We start from the raw sequence: 21248 nt of genomic DNA on the forward strand, positions 1-21248 counted from the left end.
GGGGCGTGACCCCCGACCTCGCCGACTCGGATGAACGCATGGTAGCGAACGGCGATGACCGCGCGTCCAGGAATCGTAACCCGTCCGAAGGCCCGCTCCGCCGCGACGATCGCGGGTGTCGGCGCGATCGCGCTCTGGTCGCTGCTCGCCCTCTTCACCGCCGCGTCGGGCGCGATGCCGCCTTTCCAGCTCGCTGCCACGACCTTCCTGATCGGAGGGCTCTGCGGATGCGTCGCCTGGATCATCCGGCCCGCCCGCGCCCGCGCGCTGATCCAGCCCTGGCGGGTCTGGATCCTCGGCGTCGGCGGCCTGTTCGGCTACCACGCCCTCTACTTCAGCGCCCTGCGCCTCGCGCCGCCGGCTGAGGCCGGGCTGATCAGCTATCTGTGGCCCCTGCTCATCGTCCTGTTCTCGGCGCGCCTGCCCGAGGCCGGCGGCCTGCGCCCGGGTCACCTGATCGGCGCGCTCCTCGGCCTCGCCGGGATCTCGGTGCTGTTCGCCGGTCGGGGCGATCTCGGGTTCGCCGCGGGGGCGCTGCCGGGCTACGCCGTCGCCCTGGCGGCGGCCTTCGTCTGGGCCGGCTACTCGGTCCTCTCCGCCCGCGTCGGGCAGGTGCCGACCGATGCCGTCGCGGGCTTCTGCCTGGTCACGGCGGCGCTGAGCCTCGCCTGCCACCTGGCTTTCGAGACGACGGTCTGGCCGGCCGACGCCGAGCAGTGGGGCGCCGTGCTGATGCTCGGCCTGGGGCCGGTCGGCGCAGCCTTCTATCTCTGGGATATCGGCTGCAAGCACGGCGACGTCCGGCTGCTCGGCGTCATCGCCTACGCGGCGCCGGTCCTCTCGACGCTGATCCTGGTCGTGGCCGGATACGCCAGCCCCGGACCGGGCCTCGCGCTCGCCTGCCTGCTGATCGTGGCGGGCGCGCTGACGGCGGTGCGAGCCTCGCGGGCGTCGGTGACACCGGCCTAGCCCCGCGGCGTCGGCCGCCAGTCGGGCGGCGCCATCTCGAAGCCGGCGAAGTCGAAGCCCGGCGAGACCGTGCAGCCGACGAGGGTCCACGCGCCCAGGCTGGTGGCGGTCTGCCAGTGGCCGGCCGGCACGACGCATTGCGGGCGCTGCCCGGCGGCGAGGTCCGGTCCGAGATGCCGGGCCTCGGCGTCGTGCCCGTTCGGGCTCGTGGTGATCACCAGCGGCGCGCCGGCGTGCCAGTGCCAGATCTCGGTGGCGTCGACCCGGTGCCACGCCGAGACCTCGCCGAGGTCGAGCAGGAAGTAGATCGCGGTGCCGACCGAGCGCCCGTCGACGGTGCGGGGATCGCGGAACGTCTCGCGGTAATGGCCGCCCTCGGGATGGGGCTTCAACCCCAGGGTCGCGATCACCTCGGCTGCCGTCATGTCCAGCTCCCTGTCGGTCCGGGCCGCGCGCATCGTCGGCGGCTTGCCGGCACTTGGCACCGATGCTACCGGCCGAAAACCCCGCAAGGTCCGAGAACGATGCCGAGCCCGACCGTACGTCTTCACCGCGGCGACCTGCCCACCAGCTACGACGCGGGCCGGGCGGTGGCGATCGACACCGAGACGCTCGGTCTCAATCCGCATCGGGACCGCCTCTGCGTGGTGCAGCTCTCCACCGGCGACGGTACCGCCGACGTGGTCCAGATCCCGCAGGACGGGCCGGAGCCGGTCGTGCTCAAGCGGGTCCTGGCCGATCCCGGGATCCTGAAGATCTTCCACTTCGCGCGGTTCGACGTGGCGGTCCTCTACAGGGCCCTCGGGGTCATGCCGAGCCCGGTCTACTGCACCAAGATCGCCTCGAAGCTCGCCCGCACCTACACGGATCGCCACGGGCTGAAGGACGTGGTCCGCGAGCTGGTCGGCGTCGACCTGTCGAAGCAGCAGCAATCCTCCGACTGGGGCGCCGAGACCCTGTCGCAGGCGCAGCTCGACTACGCCGCCTCCGACGTCCTCCATCTGCACGCGGCCCGGGAGCGGCTCGACGCCATGCTGGCTCGGGAAGGCCGCACCGACCTCGCGGCCGCCTGTTTCGGCTTCCTGCCGACGCGGGCCCGCCTCGACCTCGACGGCTGGCCCGAGACCGACATCTTCGCGCACACCTGAGGGCGCGGAGGATCCTGCACACTTCCTGTGCGCGTGAGACTTTCCTGTCACCGCACCGCGATGTGTCGCTGGTAGGTTGTGGCTGCCTGGGCTCCCGAGTCCCGGCCAGGCCCTCCTCGCCGGTCGCCCACCCGATCAGGCCGGCGAGGAGGGTCCGTCGCCCTCAGGTCAGGGTCCGCGGTCCCGACGGGGTGTTGATCCGGGCAGTCCAGCGCGGGCCCGGGCCGGATACAACCTGCGGTGGAGAGGCGAGACCCAGCACCGCGTGTAGCCCCGCGACGGCGTCGGGATCCGGATGCGTCAGGACGAGCGCCTCCAGACCGGCGCCGAGATCCGGCATCGTCGCGGCGGGATTGCCGCGCGGTCCCCAATCCATCGCGCAGGGCGCGGCCCCGTCCGCCGGCCACGCCCCGCCCGGCGGCACCGCGAAGCGCCAGGACAGGTCGCCCCGGGTCATCGTCGCCGCGGCCCCGAGGAGCGCGCCGTGCGCGGCGAGGAGGCCGTCGAGATCGTCCGCGCGGGCGACGAGACCGCGCAGCCGCCGGCCCGAATCCCAGTCGGCCCGCACCCGCGCCGCGTCGCCGAGGCCGAACCAGCGGGCGCCCGACGGCGCCGCCGCCTCCGGATCGACGGCGATGACCTCCAGGAACAGGGTGTCGCCGAGGCGCAGCAGGTGGTTGCGGGTTCCCATCTCGCGGTGGCGGCCGCCCTCCGGCATGGCGAGGCCGAGGCAATCCCGGACATGCGCCACGCCCTCCGCGAGATCGGGGGCGACGACGACGAGGTGGTCGAGGGTGAGCATCGGGCGGGCTCCGTGCGACCGCCGGCGCCCGTGCGGCCGCCGGGCATGACCCGGCCGCCGCGCCGACGGGCGCCCTCGGATCGGGATTCGATCGCGACGCCGGAGCGTCCCCAAGCAAAAGGCCGGGACCCCGCGAGAGGCCCCGGCCCAGGAGAGGGTGGAGGGCCGGGCATCGCGCCCGGCCCTCGCTCACCTCACAGCGAGTAGTACTGCACGAACTCGATCGGGTGCGGGGTCATCTCGTAGCGCAGCACCTCGGTCATCTTCAGCTCGATGAACGAGTCGATCTGGTCGTCCGAGAACACGCCGCCTTCCTTGAGGAAGGCCCGGTCCTTGTCGAGGCTGGTCAGGGCCTCGCGGAGCGAGCCGCACACGGTCGGGATCTTCTTCAGCTCCCGCGGCGGCAGCTCGTACAGGTCCTTGTCCATGGCCGGGCCCGGATCGATCTTGTTGCGGATGCCGTCGAGGCCGGCCATCAGCAGCGCCGAGAAGGCGAGGTAGGGGTTGGCCATCGGGTCGGGGAAGCGGACCTCGACGCGCTTGGCCTTCGGGCTCTTCGTCCACGGGATGCGGCAGGAGGCCGAGCGGTTGCGGGCCGAGTAGGCCAGCAGCACCGGCGCCTCGTAGCCCGGCACCAGGCGCTTGTACGAGTTGGTCGACGGGTTCGTGAAGGCGTTCAGCGCCTTGGCGTGCTTGATGATGCCGCCGATGTACCAGAGGCATTCCTGGGACAGGCCGGCATACTTGTCGCCCGCGAAGACCGGCTTGCCGTCCTTCCAGATCGACTGGTGGACGTGCATCCCTGAGCCGTTGTCGCCGTAGACGGGCTTGGGCATGAAGGTCGCCGACTTGCCGTAGCTCTGCGCGACGTTGTGGATGCAGTACTTGTAGATCTGCATGTGGTCGGCGAGCAGGGTCAGCGTGTCGAACTTCATGCCGAGCTCGTGCTGGGCCGAGGCGACCTCGTGGTGGTGCTTCTCGACCTTCACGCCCATGGACTGCATGGCGGCCAGCATCTCGCCGCGCATGTCCTGCGCCGAGTCCTGCGGCGGGACCGGGAAGTAGCCGCCCTTGGTCTGCACCCGGTGGCCGAGGTTGCCGCCCTCGTAGTCGGTGAAGCCGTTGGTCGGCAGCTCGGTGGAATCGAGCTCGAAGCCGGTGCGGTACGGGTCGGCGCCGAACTTCACGTCGTCGAACACGAAGAACTCGGCCTCGGGGCCGACATAGATCGTGTCGCCGATGCCGGTCTGCTGCAGGTAGGCCTCGGCGCGCTTGGCGGTGCCGCGCGGGTCACGGCCGTAGGGCTCGCCGGTGGCCGGCTCCAGCACGTCGCAGACGATCGACATGGTCGCGGCCGAGAAGAACGGGTCCAGCGTGGCGGTGACCGGGTCCGGCATCAGCAGCATGTCGGACTCGTTGATCGCCTTCCAGCCGGCGATCGAGGAGCCGTCGAACATGGTGCCCTCGTCGAAGATCTCCTCGTCGATGAGCGACACGTCGAACGTGACGTGCTGCCACTTGCCGCGCGGGTCGGTGAACCGGAAGTCCACGTAACGCACGTCGTTGTCCCGGATCGTCTTCAGCACCTCGGCCGCAGTGGTCATCGTGGGCATCCTCCAGGGATCTCTGAATCGTCTCGTGGCGCACCCGCACGCGGTCGCGCGCGCCGGCAAGCGGCGCTTGATATCCGGCGCGAGCGTGCCTTGCCACCCGCCGGACAGCGGAATCGGCTGCCGGATGGAACGATCGGCCCGTTCGCGCACCCGATCTCGCAACCGTGATCGGCAGCTCGGTTTCTAGGGCGCCGTTGTGCTCCGGCAATGGCCTTCCTGGCACGATCCATGCGAAGGCGGCCGCAGCCGTCGACGAGGCGGCAAGCCGTTCGCGTCGTCCCGGGTTGCCCAGGTCGCGCATCGATACGGACGAGAGAACCGGAATGACCAAATATAAGCTCGAGTACATATGGCTCGACGGGTACACGCCGACCCCGAACCTCCGCGGTAAGACGCAGATCAAGGAATTCGACAGCTTCCCGACCCTCGAGCAGCTCCCGATGTGGGGCTTCGACGGCTCGTCCACCAAGCAGGCCGAGGGCGGCAGCTCCGACTGCATGCTGAAGCCCGTGCGCCACTTCCCCGACCCGGCCCGCAAGAACGGCGTGCTGGTGATGTGCGAGGTGATGATGCCGGACGGCACGACCCCGCACGAGTCCAACAAGCGCGCCACCATCCTCGACGATGCCGGCGCCTGGTTCGGCTTCGAGCAGGAGTACTTCCTGTACAAGGACGGCCGCCCGCTCGGCTTCCCGACCTCCGGCTATCCGGCGCCGCAGGGCCCGTACTACACCGGCGTCGGCTACTCGAACGTCGGCGACGTCGCCCGCAAGATCGTCGAGGAGCACCTCGACCTCTGCCTCGACGCCGGCATCAACCACGAGGGCATCAACGCCGAGGTGGCCAAGGGCCAGTGGGAGTTCCAGATCTTCGGCAAGGGCTCCAAGAAGGCCGCCGACGAGATGTGGATGGCCCGCTACCTCCTGCAGCGCCTCTGCGAGAAGTACGGCATCGACGTCGAGTACCACTGCAAGCCGCTCGGCGACACCGACTGGAACGGGTCGGGCATGCACTGCAACTTCTCGACCGCGTTCATGCGCGAGCACGGCGGCAAGGCCTATTTCGAGAAGCTCATGGAGGCGTTCAAGAACGCCCGCGAGGAGCACATCGCCGTTTACGGTCCGGACAACCACATGCGCCTGACCGGCAAGCACGAGACCGCCTCGATCCACGAGTTCTCGTACGGCGTGGCCGACCGCGGCGCCTCGATCCGCGTGCCGCACTCCTTCGTGAACAACGGCTACAAGGGCTACCTGGAGGACCGCCGTCCGAACTCGCAGGGCGACCCCTACCAGATCGCCTCGCAGGTGCTGAAGACGATCGCTTCCGTGCCGACCGAGGCCGCCGCAGCCGCGTAAGACGCGGCGCTGCGACAGACGATACGGAGCCGGGCCCTCGGGTCCGGCTTCGCCGTTTCCGGGCGACGGGCACCCGATCTGATCCCCGTCCCGAGGGGCCTGAACCCGGCGCAGGCCTCGACGGAGGCCTCTGGGGATCGCGCGGACAGCCTGAGGCCTCTCGAGGCCCGCGGCCGCGGGTAGCTCAGGATGAGTGGGTTTGGGTGAGTGGGCCCGCCGGGCCTGCTCGACGGCCGTAAACGGGTGCCGGCGCTCCCGATGCCTCCGCCTCAGGACCGCCGCGGGCGCTCGTCCTCGCGGATGGCGGCCTCGTGGTACCACGCGCCCCCGCCGAAGCTCGGCACGGCCGCGGGCTTCGCCTCCGGGGCCGCCCGGGCGGTCTCGCGCGCGCGTCGGAACGCGGACAGATCGTAGATCTTGGCGGTCTCGCGCGGGTCCGTGACGGCCATCGCACTTCCTCCTGCACCAGTTCGAGCGGCCGATCGGGCCGGCCGTTCCCGATGATGTGGGGTGCGGAGGACGGCGCTCCAGGGCCGGAGGCGCCGATGCCGGACATTCGCGCAGTGCGAAATCTTAGGCAGATGTCGCGCTGGGCGCGGCCGCCGGCGGGGCCGGGACCGCGGGCGGGCGGCGGTTCAGATCGCGTCCGTGCCGGTCTCGCCGGTGCGGATGCGGATCGCCTCCTCGATCGTCGAGACGAAGATCTTGCCGTCGCCGATGCGCCCGGTCTGGGCCGACTTGCGGATCGCCTCCACGGCGCCCTCGACCAGGGCGTCGGACAGGACGATCTCGAGCTTCACCTTGGGCAGGAAATCGACCACGTACTCGGCGCCCCGGTAGAGCTCCGTGTGGCCCTTCTGACGGCCGAAACCCTTCGCCTCGATGACGGTGATGCCCTGGAGGCCGACCTCCTGGAGCGCCTCCTTCACCTCGTCGAGCTTGAAAGGCTTGATGATCGCTTCGATCTTCTTCATGCCGCTCGGGCCTGCGCTGCGGTGCCTGGCATTTCTAACATCCTCGTGACGCCTTCGCCACGCCGTTTTCGCGGCGTGTCCGACCATAGTGCCTATTTGATGTGCGTTGCACGCACATCCTTAGTGCGCTTCACCGGAATCTGGCGCGATTTTAGTCAGGGCTGATCGGTGCACGGGCAGAGGCGGAGACGGACATGCGGGTGCTGACGGTCGCGGCGATGAGGCGGGTCGATGCGGCGGCCATCGACGGCGGCGTGGCGGGCCTGACCCTGATGGAGGCGGCCGGAGCGGCCGTCGCGGAACGCGCCCGGGCCAGGCTGCCGGCTGGCGGCCGCGTCGTCGTCCTGTGCGGGCCGGGCAACAACGGCGGCGACGGCTACGTGGCCGCGCGCCTGCTGGCCGAAGCCGGCTACGCCGTCGACCTCCTCTGCCTCGGCGCGGTCTCGGCGCTGACGGGGGACGCCGCGCTCGCGGCCGCGGCCTGGACGGGGCCGGTGCGCCCGGCCGAGGGCGGCGCGCTGCCGACCGGCGACCTCGTGATCGACGCGCTGTTCGGGGCCGGCCTGTCGCGCGACCTCGACGGCGCCGCCCGCGCGCTCGTGGAGGCGGTGAACGAGAGCGGGGTGCCGGTGCTCGCCGTCGACGTGCCGAGCGGGGTCGACGGCGATACCGGCGCGGTGCGCGGCGCCGCCGTCCGGGCGGTGGAGACCGTGACCTTCGTGACCTTCAAGCCGGGGCACCTGCTCCAGCCCGGACGGGACCTCTGCGGGCAGCTCAGCCTCGCCGATATCGGGACCGGCCCTGCGGCGCTGGAGGCCGGCCTCGCCGCCGGCGCCCCCCTTCACCGGAACGGGCCCGACCTGTGGGGCCGGGACTTCCCGCACCTCACCGGCGCGAGCCACAAGTACACCCGGGGCCACGCCCTGGTCCTGTCCGGGCCCGCCACCAAGACCGGCGCCGCCCGGCTCGCCGCCCGCGGCGCCCTGCGGGTCGGCGCCGGGCTCGTCACCGTCGCGTCGCCGGTCGCCGCGCTGCCCGAGAACGCCGCCCACCTCACGGCGATCATGCTGCGGCCCTGCGAGAGCGCCGACGATCTCGACGACCTGCTCACCGACGAGCGGCTGAACGTCATCCTGGCCGGACCAGGGCTCGGCACCGGCGAGCCGACCCGGGAGCGCGTCGCCGTGGCGGCGGCGGCCGGGCGCGGCCTCGTCCTCGACGCCGACGCGCTGACGAGCTTCGCCGGGAAGGCGCCCCTGCTCGCCGCCCATCTCGCCGACGGGGAGGCGCGGGCCGTGCTGACTCCGCATGCCGGCGAGTTCGCGCGGCTCTTCGACGGGACGGACGCGACGGCGGAGGGGGCCGACAAGCTCGCCCGTACCCGCGCGGCGGCCGCGCTCACCGGCGCCGTTGTGGTGTTCAAGGGCGCCGACACGGTGATCGCGGCCCCCGACGGGCGCGCGGCCATCAACGACCACGGCAGCCCCTATCTCGGGACGGCCGGGTCCGGGGACGTGCTCGGCGGCCTGATCGCCGGCCTGCTGGCGCAGGGCATGGAGCCCTTCGCGGCCGCCGCGGCCGGCGTCTGGCTCCACGGGGATGCCGGCCTGCGCCACGGGCCGGGCCTGATCGCCGAGGACATCCCCGAATTGATGCCGGCGGTGCTGCGCGATCTCGTCGCGTCGACCGGGGGCTGACCGCTCAGGTCACCTCGAACGCCGTCCAGAGGCCGGTGTCGAACCGCTCCAGCACCGTGGCGCTGATCAGCCAGCGCCCCGGATTGTCCGCCAGGAATCCGATCCGGGCGGTCCGTCCCTCCAGGAGCTGGAACGTGTCGAGCCAGTAGGGCTCCCAGCCGTCGTCCAGGGGGTGGAGCAGGCGGAAGCAGTGGCCGTGCAGGTGCAGCGCCTGCGGGAAGGCGGTCTCGTTGCGCAGGGCCAGCACCACCACCTGGCCGCGCTTCACCGAGAAGATCGGCGCGAGGCCGGCGGTGCCGCTCGCGCCGTTCACCGACCAGATCTTCTGCGGGTCGCCCGTGTAGACCGGGTCGGGCGCGGGGCCGTCCTTGGCCCCGTCCTTCCCTTTCGGCACGAAGGCGCCGCCGGTGATCACCACGTCGCGGCGCAGGGCGTTCTGGAGCTTGATCTCGGCGGGCAGACGCTTGTTCTCGCCGATCGGCCCGATCGGAGGCCGCTTCTCGGTGATCCGGGCGCCCTTGGTGACGACGCTCGCCAGGACGAGGCCCTTGCCGACCAGCGCGTGGATCTCGCAGGTGGCGCCCTCCTGCTCCGGCAGGTCGACGAGCAGGTCGTAGCGGGTGCCGGGCGGGAAGGGCAGGGTGGCCCGCAGGGGCTCGAACGTGTCGGTCGGCTGGCCGTCGACCGCCGCCACGTAGACCTTCACGCCCTCGAACTTGATGCGCGTCGCCCGGGCGTTGCAGGCGTTGCCGAGGCGCAGGCGGACCCGGGAGCCGGGCCTCGCCTCGAAGGCGCCCGGCACCGGCTTGCCGTTGACGGTCACGAGGTTGCCGAGGCGTCCGTGCGCGGCCGCGAGCGCCGTCTGCCCGAACGGCATGAGGGTGCCGTCGTCCTGGAGCCGCCAGTCCTGCAGCACGACGCTGACGTCGGCGTCGACCGCGGGCGGGTTCGTCTCCTCGACGATCAGCATGCCGGCGAGACCGCGGCCCGACGGCTCGCTCGCGCCGCCGACGACCAGGGGCCGGATCAGGTAGGAGCCGGCATCCGGCGGCGTGAAAGTGTAGAGGAAGTCGCCGCCCGGCGGGATCGGCGCCTGGGTCACGCCGCCGACGCCGTCCATGGCGTTGACGTTGCGCACCCCGTGCCAGTGCAGCGACAGCGGCTTGTCGGTCCGGTTCTCGACCTTGAGGCGCACCGCCTGCCCGAGCTTCACCCGGACGACGGGCGGCAGCGCCTTGCCGTCGAAGCACCAGACCGGCGTCTCGGGCGCGGGGTCCGGCCTGAACCGGGTCTTGCCGGGCGCAGCCGGCAGGGCCGTCGGCGCGGAAGCGGGCTCCGGCTGGCCGGGCGCGGATGTCCCCGGCGAGGCGGCCGGCGCCTGCGCCCGCGCCGCCTCCGGAGCGAGCCCGAAGGCCGCCGCGGCGGCGAGCAGGGTCCGGCGCGACGGCGTGCCGGCGCGCGAATCGGTCGGCGGCACGGTGCGGGATGACGGCATGGGATCTCGGCTGCGGCTCGCGACGGGTCCGCTCCTTAGCGGCGCGCGGGCTCCCGCGCCACAGGGGCAAGTTTTTTGCTGCGGGCTCGCCGGCCCATGCTATAGGGCCCGCTTCCGGCGGCCGGCGATGCGCCGGATGTCGGCGCGCGCGGGCGTGGCGGAACTGGTAGACGCGCTGGATTTAGGTTCCAGTGTCGCAAGACGTGGGGGTTCGAGCCCCTCCGCCCGCACCAGGACCTCTGCTGAGGTTGCGGTCCCCTCGGGACCCTCCGCCCCGTACCCGACATCTCGGCATCCCGGTCCGCGCGAGCACGACGCCGGCCCGGCCGGCGAACCCAGGTTTCTTTGAAGAGCGACGACGACGATGCAGGTGACCGAGATCAACGCCCAGGGGCTGAAGCGCGAGTTTCAGGTTCTGCTGGCCGCCCAGGAACTCGAGGAGCGCCTGACCAACGAGCTGTCCGGCATGAAGGACAAGGTGCAGCTCAAGGGCTTCCGTCCCGGCAAGGTGCCGGTCGCGCACCTGCGCAAGGTCTACGGCCGCTCCGTGATGGCCGAGGTCGTGCAGAACGCCGTCAACGAGGCGAACCGCCAGATCGTGACCGATAACGGCCTCAAGCTCGCCCTGGAGCCGCAGGTCGAGTTCCCGACCGACCAGGCCGAGGTCGAGAAGGCGCTGGACGCCAAGGGCGACCTCGCCTTCAAGGTCGCCCTCGAGGTGATGCCGAGCTTCGAGCTCGCCGACCTGTCCGACGTCAGCCTGACCAAGCTCGTCGCCAAGCCCTCCGACGCGGAGATCGACGAGGCCCTCGACCGCATGGCTGGCCAGAGCCGTCCGTTCACCGAGCGCGAGGAGGGCGCCGAGGCCCAGACCGGCGACCGCGTCACCATCGACTTCGTCGGCCGCATCGACGGCGAGGAGTTCCAGGGCGGCAAGGGCGAGGGCATCGACCTGGAGCTCGGCTCCGGCTCGTTCATCCCGGGCTTCGAGGAGCAGCTCGTCGGCGCCAAGGTCGGCGACAAGCGCCTCGTGAAGGTCACGTTCCCGGCCGAGTACGGGGCCGAGCACCTCGCCGGCAAGGACGCCGAGTTCGACGTGACCGTCACGAAGATCCAGGCGCCGGGCGAGGCGAAGGTCGACGACGAGTTCGCCAAGTCCATGGGCATGGAGTCGCTGGAGAAGCTCCGCGAGGCCGTGTCGGAGGCGATCGGTCGCGACTTCGAGACCGCCTCGCGCCGCCGGCTCAAGAAGGAGCTCCTCGACGCACTGGACGGCAAGTACGCCTTCGAGCTGCCCCCGTCGCTGGTGGCGCAGGAATTCGCCGCCGTGTGGGCCCAGGTCGAGCAGGACCTCAAGACCCGCGGCAAGACCTTCGAGGACGAGGACACCACCGAGGAGAAGGCCCAGGCCGAGTACCGGAAGATCGCGGAACGGCGCGTCCGTCTCGGTCTCGTGCTTGCGCAGGTCGGCGAGAGCGCCGATATCAAGGTCTCGGACGAGGAGGTGAACCAGGCCCTCATCGCCCGGGTCCGGCAGTTCCCGGGCCAGGAGCAGCAGGTCTGGGACTTCTACCGGAAGAATGCGCAGGCGCTCGCGGAACTCCGCGCGCCCCTGTTCGAGGAGAAGGTCGTCGACCACGTCCTCGGGCAGGTCAAGCTCGTCGAGGAGCCCGTCTCGAAAGAGGCGCTTTTCGCGGACGAAGATGACGACGACACGACCGGCGGCAAGCCGGCAGACAAGGCCGAGGCCAAGGGCGAGTCCAAGACCGACGCCAAGACCGAAGCCAAGGCCGACTGAGTCCCGCTCTGTCCCAGGACGGCGGGCAAGGGTTAGGCGATGGTTAAGCATCGCCGGTGTTCGCTGACATGCCCGGGGCTGCCCTGATTCGCGGCAGCCCCGGGCCTCACTCCGGGGCAGGACGAGATGAGAGATCCGATCGACGTCTACAACAACGCGCTCGTGCCGATGGTCGTCGAGCAGTCGAGCCGCGGCGAGCGCGCCTTCGACATCTACTCCCGCCTGCTCCGCGAGCGCATCATCTTCCTCACCGGCCCCGTGGAGGATTACGGCGCGTCGCTGATCGTGGCGCAGCTGCTGTTCCTCGAGGCGGAGAACCCGAAGAAGGAGATCTCCTTCTACATCAACTCCCCCGGCGGCGTGGTCACCTCGGGCCTGTCGATCTACGACACGATGCAGTTCATCCGCTGCCCGGTGACGACCCTCTGCGTCGGCCAGGCCGCCTCGATGGGCTCCCTGCTGCTCACCGCCGGCGAGCCGGGCCACCGCTTCGCCCTGCCGAATGCCCGGATCATGGTCCACCAGCCGTCCGGCGGCTTCCAGGGCCAGGCGACCGACATCCTGATCCACGCCCGCGAGATCGAGGCGCTGAAGCGGCGCCTGAACGAGATCTACGTGAAGCATACCGGCCGCGACTACGACACGATCCACACGGCGCTGGAGCGCGACAACTTCATGACCGCCGACGCGGCCAAGGAGTTCGGGCTCATCGACGAGGTGATCGAGAAGCGCCCCGAGCCGGCGGCCGCCTGACCGGCCCGCGTCGCCTGACCGCCGCGGCGCGGCCTTGATCCCGCCGCGGCAGCGTGTTTGCATCGAGGTTCGGGCCCTTCGGTCAAAGGCGCGCAGCACACTGTTTCTTTAAACGGGCCCCCTACATTCATGCGATGCGCGTCCGCCCCTTGCCGGCTGCGGATGCGAGGAATCGGAGACCGATATGAGCAAGACTGGCGGCAACGACTCGAAGAGCACGCTGTATTGCTCGTTCTGCGGCAAGAGCCAGCACGAGGTCCGCAAGCTGATCGCCGGCCCCACGGTGTTCATCTGCGACGAGTGCGTCGAGCTGTGCATGGACATCATCCGCGAGGAGTCGAAATCCTCGCTGGTGAAGAGCCGCGACGGCGTGCCGACCCCCAAGGAGATCCGCCGCGTCCTCGACGATTACGTCATCGGCCAGGACTTCGCGAAGAAGGTCCTCTCGGTCGCGGTGCACAACCACTACAAGCGGCTCGCCCACGCGACGAAGCACAACGACGTCGAGCTGGCCAAGTCCAACATCATGCTGATCGGGCCGACCGGCTCGGGCAAGACGCTGCTCGCGCAGACGCTCGCCCGCATCCTGGACGTGCCGTTCACCATGGCGGACGCCACGACGCTGACCGAGGCCGGCTACGTCGGTGAGGACGTCGAGAACATCATCCTCAAGCTGCTCCAGGCCTCGGACTACAACGTCGAGCGGGCGCAGCGGGGCATCGTCTACATCGACGAGATCGACAAGATCTCCCGCAAGTCCGACAACCCGTCGATCACCCGCGACGTGTCGGGCGAGGGCGTTCAGCAGGCGCTCCTGAAGATCATGGAGGGCACGGTCGCCTCCGTCCCGCCCCAGGGTGGCCGGAAGCACCCGCAGCAGGAATTCCTGCAGGTCGACACCACCAACATCCTGTTCATCTGCGGCGGCGCCTTCGCGGGGCTGGAGCGGATCATCTCCCAGCGCGGCAAGGGCACCTCGATCGGCTTCGGCGCGACCGTGCAGGCCCCGGACGACCGCCGCACCGGCGAGATCTTCCGCTCGGTCGAGCCGGAGGATCTGCTGAAGTTCGGCCTCATCCCCGAGTTCGTCGGCCGCCTGCCGGTCCTGGCGACGCTGGAGGACCTCGACGAGGCCGCGCTGAAGAAGATCCTGCAGGAGCCGAAGAACGCCCTGGTCAAGCAGTACCAGCGGCTGTTCGAGATGGAGAACGTCGACCTGACCTTCCAGGACGAGGCGCTGTCGCTCGTGGCCCGCAAGGCGATCGAGCGGAAGACCGGCGCCCGCGGCCTGCGCTCCATCCTGGAGACGATCCTGCTCGACACGATGTACGACCTGCCGGGCCTCGAGTCCGTGGAGCAGGTGGTCATCGGCCCGGAGGTGGTGGAGGGCAAGTCGCGCCCCCTCTACATCCACGGCGACCGCAGCAAGGACGCGCCCGCCAGCGTCAGCGCGTAAGCGCTTGGAAGGGTTGCACTAAGCGCCCGGCTCACGGCCGGGCGCGCTGCGGGGACCGTCTTGAAAACGGTCTCCCCCGCAGCCACCTCAGGCTCAGCGCGGTGGCCGCACGCTCCTTCGAGGTTCGGTCCGCGTTACCAGCCGCAAAGTCCCAGAAAGCCCCGACCCTCGCGGCCCGGTCGGCCCCTGGCTGTAGGCGCGCTCCGTGCATGGAGGCGGCGAACCCGGGCGTCCCTGAGAGGAAGTCAGCATGTCACAGTCGAAATCGCGCCAGCCGGTGGTCCCGGGCTCGACGGGCTCCTACGCCGTCCTCCCCCTGCGCGACATCGTCGTCTTCCCGCACATGATCGTGCCCCTGTTCGTGGGCCGCGAGAAGTCGATCCGCGCCCTCGAGGAGGCGGTGCGCACCGACCGCCACATCCTGCTCGCCACCCAGATCAACGCGGGCGACGACGACCCGGCGACCGACGCGATCTACAAGATCGGCACCCTCGCCTCCGTGCTCCAGCTGCTGAAGCTGCCCGACGGCACCGTGAAGGTGCTGGTCGAGGGCGTCGGCCGCGCGAAGGTCGTGGATTTCACTCGCTCGGACGAGTTCTACGAGGCGACCGCCGAGGCGCTCCACGACGAGCTCGGCGACCGCGTCGAGGCCGAGGCGCTCGCGCGCTCCGTGCTCTCGGAGTTCGAGAACTACGTCAAGCTGAACAAGAAGATCTCGCCCGAGGTCGTCTCCGCCGTGACCCAGATCGACGAGCCGTCCAAGCTCGCCGACACGATCGGCTCGCACCTGCTCGTCAAGATCTCCGACAAGCAGGGCATCCTCGAGACCCCCACGGTGGCGCAGCGCCTCGAGCGCGTGCTGTCTCTGATGGAGAGCGAGATCTCCGTGCTCCAGGTGGAGAAGCGCATCCGGACCCGCGTCAAGCGGCAGATGGAGAAGACCCAGCGCGAGTACTACCTGAACGAGCAGATGAAGGCGATCCAGAAGGAGCTGGGCGACTCCGAGGACGGCCGCGACGAGCTGGCCGAGCTCGAGGAGAAGATCGAGAAGACCAAGCTCTCCAAGGAGGCCCGCGACAAGGCGACGGCCGAGCTGAAGAAGCTGCGCCAGATGTCGCCGATGTCGGCGGAGGCGACCGTCGTGCGCAACTACCTCGACTGGATGCTCGGCATCCCGTGGGGCAAGCGCTCGAAGATCAAGAAGGACCTGCTCGGCGCCCAGGCGCTGCTCGACGAGGACCATTTCGGCCTCGACAAGGTCAAGGAGCGGATCGTCGAGTACCTCGCCGTGCAGCAGCGGGCGAACAAGCTCACCGGCCCGATCCTGTGCCTCGTCGGTCCTCCCGGCGTCGGCAAGACCTCGCTCGGCAAGTCGATCGCGAAGGCGACGGGGCGCGAATTCGTCCGGATGTCGCTCGGCGGCGTGCGCGACGAGGCCGAGATCCGCGGTCACCGCCGGACCTATATCGGCTCGATGCCCGGCAAGATCGTGCAGTCGATGCGCAAGGCCAAGACCTCGAACCCGCTCATCCTGCTCGACGAGATCGACAAGATGGGCATGGACTTCCGCGGCGATCCGTCGGCGGCGCTCCTCGAGGTGCTCGACCCTGAGCAGAACAGCACCTTCAACGACCACTACCTGGAGGTTGATTACGACCTCTCGAACGTGATGTTCGTGACCACGGCCAACACCCTCAACATCCCGGGCCCGCTCATGGACCGGATGGAGGTGATCCGCATCGCCGGATACACCGAGGAGGAGAAGGTCGAGATCGCGCGCAAGCACCTGATCCCGAACGCCTTGAAGAAGCACGGCCTCGGGACGCACGAGTGGTCGATCGACGACGACGGCCTGATGATGCTGGTCCGCCGCTACACGCGCGAGGCTGGCGTCCGCAACTTGGAGCGCGAGCTGTCCAACCTGATCCGCAAGGCGGTGAAGGAGATCCTGATCACCAAGACCAAGTCGGTCGCGGTGAACGTGGAGACCCTTCCGGTCTTCCTCGGCCCGCCGAAGTTCCGCTACGGCGAGATCGACGCGGACGATCAGGTCGGCGTGGTGACGGGTCTGGCCTGGACCGAGGTCGGCGGCGAGCTGCTGACGATCGAGGGCGTCATGATGCCTGGCAAGGGCAAGATGACGGTCACCGGCAACCTGAAGGACGTGATGAAGGAGTCGATCTCGGCGGCGGCGAGCTACGTCCGCTCCCGGGCGATCGATTTCGGGATCGAGCCGCCGCTGTTCGACCGGCGCGACATCCACGTCCACGTGCCGGAAGGGGCGACCCCGAAGGACGGTCCGTCGGCCGGCATCGCCATGGCCACCGCGATCATCTCGACGCTGACCGGGATCCCGGTCCGCCGCGACGTCGCGATGACCGGCGAGGTGACGCTCCGCGGCCGGGTCCTGCCGATCGGCGGCCTCAAGGAGAAGCTGCTCGCCGCGCTCCGCGGCGGCATCAAGACGGTGCTGATCCCCGAGGAGAACGCCAAGGACATCGCCGAGGTGCCCGACAGCGTGAAGAACGGGCTGGAGATCATCCCGGTCTCGCGGATGGACCAGGTGCTGGAGAAGGCGCTGGTCCGCCAGCCGGTCGCGATCGAGTGGGAGGAGCCGCTGCCCGTGGCCAAGCCCGCCCGGACCGACGAGGACGGCGCGGCCTTCGTGGCCCACTGAACCGCCTGACGGATCGAGACGAGCCCCCGGCGCCCCGCGCGCCGGGGGCTTTTTCGTGGGCGCATACGGGCGCGGAGACGCGGATGCGCGTCCTGCTGATCAACCTGAACACCAGCGCGCACGGCACCGACCTCGTTGCCGGCCATGTCCGCGGGCAGATCGGCGACCGGGCGGAGCTGCGCGCCGTCGCGGCCGGTTCGGCGCCCGGTGATCGGCATGCCGGAGGCGGCCTGCCGCGAGGCCGCCGCGGCCGGCCGATTCGGCATCGTCACCGGTGGCGCGGCCCGGGAGCCGATGCTGTGCAATTCGTGGCGGCGCTCGGCCTGTCCCACGCCCTCGCGGCGCGGCCCATCGACCCCTGACGCGGATCCGGGGCGGGGACCCTTGCACCGGACCGGCGCCATGCCGTAACGGTCGCCGGCCGGGCGGTTAGCTCAGTTGGTAGAGCGTCTCCTTTACACGGAGAGGGTCGGGGGTTCGAGTCCCTCACCGCCCACCAGCGCTCCGGCGTCGCCGCGGCTACCGGTAGCCGCCGTTCGGCAGCGGTCCGTGATACGGCGTGTTGCGGCAATGGCCCCACGGTCCGCGCCAGTAGCCGGGCGGGCAGCCGTTCCCCGCACGGACTTGGTACCAGCCGCCGGGCAGCGGCCCGACATAGGGTGTGCTGCGGCAGTGGCCCCAGGGGCCGCGCCAGGCGCCCGGCCCGCATCCCCCCGCCACCAGGGTGATCGGCGCCGCGAGGCCCGGATCGGCCGGGACCGGCATCGCCTGCGCGCCCGAGACCGGCAGGGCCGCCAGGGTCGCGGCCGCGGCAGCTTTCGTTAAAATATTCATGATTTTTCTCCGAGTAATCGGACCGTAATGATCGCTTCGATCGCGGAATGAACTCGCCAATACGTCCAAGAGCTGCATTAAATATCGGCCATGAAAGAAAAGGGTTTCGGACATGCGATCAATGCGATGCATCGGCGCGGCGCGGTGCTCCCGCACCGGGCGTCTCGCGTCAGCGGGATCGACGTCGGCGGCCAACACCCGCGCTCGGCCCTGGTAAGAGCTGTCCCCGACGATCTCAACTGGAGGTGGTGTGAGGCGAAGCTGAATCCGAATGCCTGAAGCCGGAATGACTAGGTGTACCTAAGAATAGGTACTGTAAGCCCTGAAATAAACGTGGGCATCGTGACGTGATCATTTCGAAGCGGAGGGTGCGATGCCGGTCACGATTCCAGATCGCCTGGGGCTCGACGTCGCCGAGGCCGGAAACGGCCTCTCCGCCCGCGTGGCCGCGGCGCGGTCGCGGCTCGTCGGCTGGATCGTGGGACACCGGGCGGCGGCGCGCACCCCGACGCGGCTCCTGAGCGACGACGAGATCGCCGCGTTCCGGCGCGACGGGTTCGTCACCGTCCCGGCGATCACCACTGCCGAGGAACTCGACACGCTGCGCGGCGCCTATGACCGCCTGTTCGAGGAGGCGCGGGGCTGGAAGGACGGGAGCCTGTTCGACCTCGTCGACGTCGACCGCGGCGCCAGCGAGGCGCGCTCGCCCCAGCTCCTCAATCCGTCCCGGTTCGAGCCGCTTCTCCGGGACATCCTGTTCCGGGCCAACGCCCTGGCCATGGCGCGCCAGCTCCTGGGGGGCCGCGCGGCCCTGGTCTTCGAGCACGCGATCCGCAAGCCGCCGAAGATCGGCGCGGCGACCGCGTGGCACCAGGACGAGGCGTTCTACGCCGCCTACACCAATTACCGGGCGATCACGGTCTGGATGCCCCTGCAGGACGTGTCGCCGGAGAACGGCTGCATGCTCTACGTCCCGGGAAGCCACCGGGAGCCGCTCCTCCCCCATCGCAGCATCGGCGGCGATCCGCGGATCCACGGGCTCGAGGCCCTCGGGGTTCCGGTGGAGCGCGCGGTCCCCTGTCCGCTGCCGGCCGGCGGCGCCACCTTCCACGATTGCCGGACCCTGCACTGCGCCGGGCCGAATCTCAGCGCCGGACCGCGGCGCGCCTACGCCCTCGGCTTCGGCGTCCGCGCGCCGGAGCACACCCTCCGGCACGAGCATCCCTGGAACGCCGAGAAGCGCACGCTGCGGCAGGAGCGCGAGCGGCAGGCCCGCGGCGGCCTCGCCCGTCTGAAGGCGGGCGCCAAGCAGCAGATCAAGGCGCTCATCCGCTGACGATGGCCCCGCTCGCGGGGCGTCAGGCGGCCGAGCGGACGGCCAGCGCCGCGCGCACGACCGCGTCGGTCTGACGATGATGCAGCATGTGGCCGGCCCCCGCCAGGCGCTCGAACTGCGCCCCGGGGATCAGGCTGGCCGCCCGCCGGCCGTGCAGGTCGGTGTTCACGACCAGGTCGGCGCCGCCGCCCAGGATGCGCGTGGGCCGGCGCAGGGCCGGGTAGCCGAGGACGCTGCGCGCCAGCCCCGGCCAGAGCCAGCCCGCATCCTCACCCTCGGCGGTGATCTGCGCCGGGCGGCCCGCGAGGGCGAAGGGGAAGTCCCGCGCGAAGCGCGGCGGCATCGCCTCGGGGAAGAACATCGCGTTCCACAGGAGCGGGAGCAGCGCCCGGTCGCTGCTCGCGCCCAGGAGCGCCGAGAGCGCTTCGCCGCCGAACGGCAGCGCCCGCGGCCCGAACAGCACCTGCTCCAGCCGCGGCTCGGGGAAGCAGATCGGCGCGAGGGCGACGATGCCGGCCACCTCGTCCGGATGGAGCATGCCGTAGGCGAGGGCGACGGCGGCGCCGAAGGAGTGGCCCAGGATGACCGGGCGCTCCAGGCCGAGGCGCCGCACGGCCTCCCGGATGGAGGCCGCCTGATCCCAGATGTCGGCCGCGCCGCCGCGCGGGCGCCGGCTGAAGCCGTGGCCCGGGCGGTCGACCGCGAGCACGCGGAAATGCGCGGTCAGCGCCGGCACGGGGCCGAGCCAGACGTCCTCCAGGCACATCAGCGTGCCGTGGATCGCCACGAGGTCCGGCCCGGCGCCGGTCTGCGCGTAGGCGATCGTCCGGTCGTCGGCCAGGGACACGACCCGGCGCGGCACGATCCGGGGATCGGCCTCGGCGCCGGTCCCATCCTCCCGCGCAGGCCGGGCGGGCCCGGGCAGGGGCTCCGTCGCGACGGCCACTAGAGCCGCCGCCGCCGTCCGGTCGAGGTGCCGAGCACCGCGAAGGCCGTGGCCGCGCCGACGCCGAGGAGGCCGGCCGCCGCCGCGAGGGGGTGCAGGGTCGCGCGGGTATAGGCGCTGGTCCGCATGACCGGGACGGGCGGGTCGCCCCGCGTCTCGCCCGCCGCCACCGGCGCGTGCAGGGCGCCGTCAGGGTTGCGCGGCGCGCTCCCGCGCTTCTGCAGCGCGATGATCGCCGGGCCGAGGTAGTCGTAGGCGCCGGGGGCGAACTCCTTGCCGGCCACGAAGGCCTTGCCGGCCCCGCCCACGAAGATGTCGCGCTGCGGGTGCACCGCCGCGTGCAGGATGGCGTTCGCCACCTCCTCCGGCGGGTAGATCGGCGGCGGCAGGCTCGGCTCGCGGTCCATGTAGTTGCGCGCCCGCTGGGGCAGGGGCGTGTCGATCGAGGCCGGCTTGATCAGCGTCACCGAGATCGGCGCGTTCTCGTCCATCAGCTCCATGCGCAGGGCGTCGGTGAAGCCCTTCACGGCGTGTTTCGAGGCCGCGTACATGCCCTGGAACGGGAAGGCGAGGTCGGACGCGATGCTGCCGACATTGATGAGGGCGCCCCCGTGCCGGCGCAGGTGCTCGGTCGCCACCAGGGAGCCGTAGACCGTTCCCCAGAAGTTCGTCTGGATCAGGCGCTCGTGATCGGCATCGCTGATCTCGCGCAGCCGGCCGTAGATCGAGCCGCCCGCCACGTTCACCCAGGTGTCGAAGCCGCCGAAGGTGGCCTCGGCCCGGTCGGCGACCGCCTGCACGTCGGCCCGCCGGCCGACATCGGCGACGACGTCGATCGCCTTGCCGCCGACGCCCTCGATCTCGGCCCGGATGCGCGCCAGGGCGTCGCCGCTGCGCGCCGCCAGCACCACCCGGGCGCCGCGCTCGGCCGCCATCCGGGCGGTGGCGAGGCCGATGCCCGACGAGGCGCCGGTGATCACGACGACCTGCTCGCGGAGCGGCTTGTGCTTCATGCGGTGTCCCCGACGCTGCGGCGCGGCCGCACGGGAGCGGCCACACGCTGGGCTATCGATCGGGGCGGCCGCATGTTCCTGGCGGCCCGCGGGCGATCGGGTCGCAGGCTGCCCGGCCCGGGCTCAGCGCCCGTAGATGTCCTCGACGCGGATGATGTCGTCCTCGCCGGTGTAGGAGCCGACCTGGACCTCGATCAGCTCCAGGGGGATCTTGCCGGGGTTGGCCAGCCTGTGCATCGAGCCGATCGGCAGGTAGACCGCCTCGTTCTCGTGGACGAGCACCACCCGCTCGTCGATCGTGACCTCGGCGGTGCCGCGCACCACCACCCAGTGCTCGGCCCGGTGGTAGTGCTTCTGCAGCGACAGCCGCCCGCCCGGC

At 70.8% G+C, this 21248-nt stretch carries 20 protein-coding genes and 2 tRNA genes; 12 read left to right on the plus strand and 10 right to left on the minus strand.

The features are described from left to right. The first annotated feature begins 54 nt into the window (after positions 1-54). Positions 55-969, plus strand: a complete 915-nt coding sequence (yddG, locus tag ACLBXO_RS21135) for an aromatic amino acid exporter YddG (protein WP_447686570.1) — start codon at positions 55-57, stop codon at positions 967-969. Here yddG and ACLBXO_RS21140 read toward each other — a convergent pair. After that, the gene (locus ACLBXO_RS21140; RefSeq protein WP_020090769.1) at positions 966-1394 is read right to left on the minus strand and encodes a cupin domain-containing protein; all 429 of its coding nucleotides are present in this window, start codon (positions 1392-1394) and stop codon (positions 966-968) included. The genes yddG and ACLBXO_RS21140 overlap by 4 nt on opposite strands. A 99-nt stretch (positions 1395-1493) precedes the next feature. Here ACLBXO_RS21140 and ACLBXO_RS21145 point away from each other — a divergent pair, with 99 nt between their 5' ends. Continuing rightward, positions 1494-2117 (plus strand): ribonuclease D, encoded by a 624-nt coding sequence (locus tag ACLBXO_RS21145; RefSeq protein ID WP_447686571.1) that lies wholly within the window; start codon positions 1494-1496, stop codon positions 2115-2117. A gap of 163 nt (positions 2118-2280) precedes the next feature. Here ACLBXO_RS21145 and ACLBXO_RS21150 read toward each other — a convergent pair whose 3' ends face one another. Both ACLBXO_RS21150 and glnA read right to left on the minus strand, forming a co-directional pair. Beyond that, the gene (locus tag ACLBXO_RS21150; RefSeq protein WP_447686572.1) at positions 2281-2919 is read right to left on the minus strand and encodes a VOC family protein; all 639 of its coding nucleotides are present in this window, start codon (positions 2917-2919) and stop codon (positions 2281-2283) included. 194 nt (positions 2920-3113) lie between these two features. After that, entirely contained in the window at positions 3114-4523 is a 1410-nt protein-coding gene (glnA, locus tag ACLBXO_RS21155) for a type I glutamate--ammonia ligase (RefSeq protein ID WP_192706492.1), read from the minus strand. A 332-nt stretch (positions 4524-4855) separates the two neighbouring features. Here glnA and ACLBXO_RS21160 point away from each other — a divergent pair, with 332 nt between their 5' ends. Beyond that, the gene (locus ACLBXO_RS21160) at positions 4856-5890 is read left to right on the plus strand and encodes a glutamine synthetase beta-grasp domain-containing protein (RefSeq protein WP_331315326.1); all 1035 of its coding nucleotides are present in this window, start codon (positions 4856-4858) and stop codon (positions 5888-5890) included. Between the two features lie 269 nt (positions 5891-6159). Here the strand turns inward: ACLBXO_RS21160 and ACLBXO_RS21165 are convergent, their stop codons facing one another. Further along, the gene (locus ACLBXO_RS21165) at positions 6160-6339 is read right to left on the minus strand and encodes a DUF2735 domain-containing protein (protein ID WP_331315324.1); all 180 of its coding nucleotides are present in this window, start codon (positions 6337-6339) and stop codon (positions 6160-6162) included. Positions 6340-6525: 186 nt separating this feature from the next. Then, complete coding sequence (locus tag ACLBXO_RS21170; protein WP_003600526.1) at positions 6526-6864, minus strand: P-II family nitrogen regulator; 339 nt, start codon at positions 6862-6864, stop codon at positions 6526-6528. Between the two features lie 194 nt (positions 6865-7058). Here ACLBXO_RS21170 and ACLBXO_RS21175 point away from each other — a divergent pair, with 194 nt between their 5' ends. Continuing rightward, positions 7059-8561 carry an NAD(P)H-hydrate dehydratase gene (locus tag ACLBXO_RS21175; protein WP_447686573.1) on the plus strand — a complete coding sequence of 501 codons (1503 nt, stop codon included), beginning with the start codon at positions 7059-7061 and terminating at the stop codon, positions 8559-8561. Between the two features lie 4 nt (positions 8562-8565). On the opposite strand, the gene ACLBXO_RS21180 is transcribed toward ACLBXO_RS21175, so the two are convergent. Further along, positions 8566-10056, minus strand: a complete 1491-nt coding sequence (locus ACLBXO_RS21180) for a multicopper oxidase family protein (protein WP_447686574.1) — start codon at positions 10054-10056, stop codon at positions 8566-8568. Between the two features lie 148 nt (positions 10057-10204). Here ACLBXO_RS21180 and ACLBXO_RS21185 point away from each other — a divergent pair. The 7 genes from ACLBXO_RS21185 (at position 10205) to ACLBXO_RS21215 (ending at position 17239) form a co-directional block, all read left to right on the plus strand. Continuing rightward, positions 10205-10289: transfer RNA gene (locus ACLBXO_RS21185), tRNA-Leu, on the plus strand. Positions 10290-10420: 131 nt separating this feature from the next. Then, a complete protein-coding gene (gene tig / locus ACLBXO_RS21190) occupies positions 10421-11854 on the plus strand; it encodes a trigger factor (protein ID WP_331315321.1) in 1434 nt (477 codons plus the stop codon). 126 nt (positions 11855-11980) lie between these two features. Next, on the plus strand, positions 11981-12607 hold the full coding sequence (locus tag ACLBXO_RS21195; protein WP_012322036.1) for an ATP-dependent Clp protease proteolytic subunit: 627 nt from the start codon (positions 11981-11983) through the stop codon (positions 12605-12607). A gap of 184 nt (positions 12608-12791) precedes the next feature. After that, positions 12792-14063 carry an ATP-dependent Clp protease ATP-binding subunit ClpX gene (gene clpX, locus ACLBXO_RS21200; RefSeq protein WP_447686575.1) on the plus strand — a complete coding sequence of 424 codons (1272 nt, stop codon included), beginning with the start codon at positions 12792-12794 and terminating at the stop codon, positions 14061-14063. A gap of 250 nt (positions 14064-14313) precedes the next feature. Further along, complete coding sequence (gene lon / locus ACLBXO_RS21205) at positions 14314-16740, plus strand: endopeptidase La (protein WP_447686576.1); 2427 nt, start codon at positions 14314-14316, stop codon at positions 16738-16740. 83 nt (positions 16741-16823) lie between these two features. Then, positions 16824-17102, plus strand: coding sequence for a hypothetical protein (locus ACLBXO_RS21210; RefSeq protein WP_447686577.1), 279 nt, complete (start codon positions 16824-16826; stop codon positions 17100-17102). 61 nt (positions 17103-17163) lie between these two features. Beyond that, positions 17164-17239: transfer RNA gene (locus ACLBXO_RS21215), tRNA-Val, on the plus strand. 20 nt (positions 17240-17259) lie between these two features. On the opposite strand, the gene ACLBXO_RS21220 is transcribed toward ACLBXO_RS21215, so the two are convergent. Further along, positions 17260-17574: a GCG_CRPN prefix-to-repeats domain-containing protein gene (locus ACLBXO_RS21220; RefSeq protein ID WP_331315317.1), complete on the minus strand. Its 315-nt coding sequence runs from the start codon at positions 17572-17574 to the stop codon at positions 17260-17262. Between the two features lie 373 nt (positions 17575-17947). Between ACLBXO_RS21220 and ACLBXO_RS21225 the strand changes: the two genes are divergently transcribed. Continuing rightward, complete coding sequence (locus ACLBXO_RS21225) at positions 17948-18910, plus strand: phytanoyl-CoA dioxygenase family protein (RefSeq protein ID WP_331315315.1); 963 nt, start codon at positions 17948-17950, stop codon at positions 18908-18910. 22 nt (positions 18911-18932) lie between these two features. On the opposite strand, the gene ACLBXO_RS21230 is transcribed toward ACLBXO_RS21225, so the two are convergent. The 3 genes from ACLBXO_RS21230 to ACLBXO_RS21240 form a co-directional block, all read right to left on the minus strand. Then, positions 18933-19856, minus strand: a complete 924-nt coding sequence (locus tag ACLBXO_RS21230; protein ID WP_447686578.1) for an alpha/beta fold hydrolase — start codon at positions 19854-19856, stop codon at positions 18933-18935. Next, a complete protein-coding gene (locus ACLBXO_RS21235) occupies positions 19856-20869 on the minus strand; it encodes an SDR family oxidoreductase (RefSeq protein WP_447686579.1) in 1014 nt (337 codons plus the stop codon). The genes ACLBXO_RS21230 and ACLBXO_RS21235 overlap by 1 nt, the downstream gene beginning before the upstream one ends. A gap of 123 nt (positions 20870-20992) precedes the next feature. Next, positions 20993-21248, minus strand: a 256-nt coding sequence (locus tag ACLBXO_RS21240) for a cupin domain-containing protein (RefSeq protein WP_447686580.1), incomplete at its 5' end; no start/stop codon positions are given.

The organism is Methylobacterium sp. C33D (genome assembly GCF_053345825.1).